The sequence below is a fragment of the Parashewanella curva genome, assembly GCF_003675895.1.
Lineage (GTDB): Bacteria > Pseudomonadota > Gammaproteobacteria > Enterobacterales > Shewanellaceae > Parashewanella > Parashewanella curva.
The window spans coordinates 1-589 of record NZ_ML014969.1 but is presented as its reverse complement, the minus strand read 5'-3'; the positions used below and the strand labels follow the sequence as shown (position 1 = coordinate 589).

Annotated in this window: 1 protein-coding gene; it reads left to right on the top strand. The window is 40.1% G+C overall.

All coding sequences use genetic code 11. The features are described from left to right. Positions 1 to 148: 148 nt before the first annotated feature. Positions 149 to 487 carry an AAA family ATPase gene (locus tag D5018_RS21495; RefSeq protein WP_165905160.1) on the top strand — a complete coding sequence of 113 codons (339 nt, stop codon included), beginning with the start codon at positions 149 to 151 and terminating at the stop codon, positions 485 to 487. The last annotated feature ends 102 nt before the right edge of the window (positions 488 to 589 follow it).

The window sequence follows — 589 nt, the reverse complement described above, 5'->3', positions numbered from 1 at the left end:
GCGAAAAAAAGAGGAAATCTTGACTGATGGTGATCAAATAGACTAAAAATGCATAAAGGTTGGTGCTCTGATGTGACGCTTGATCACGATGGGCAGGAATCAGCGATCATATCCGCAGGAATACGCACCATTATTAGTTGAATCAAAGTTGGAGACAAAAGAAGAGCTTCTAGCTCCAATATTAACCTTTAGCTCATTGAACCGATTCAGTTTAAGCCAGTTTCCGCATGTAAATTCAGAATTACTTAAGGATTATCTAAGTGAAGCCATAAACCAAGGCTTAACAGGCCAGAATATCTTGCTCTATGGTGACGCTGGTACAGGGAAAACGGAGTTAGCCAGAACTTTAGCTTTTGAGCTGCAAAGAAAGCTTTTAGAAGTGCAAAGTCAGCAAGTGGAATTCGGTAGACTAACGGAAAGCATATCAAGTAGAAATTCAAACTCTTTGAGGCTGGGCTACTTAATAGGGCAAACGGGTCAAAAATAAGCAATTAAGTTTGATCGTTTGCCAACCAGAATCGATCGTGGTTTATAATAGTCTTTGCCTGTTAAACACCATGAAAACTACCACTATTAGCCAGCACTTTGC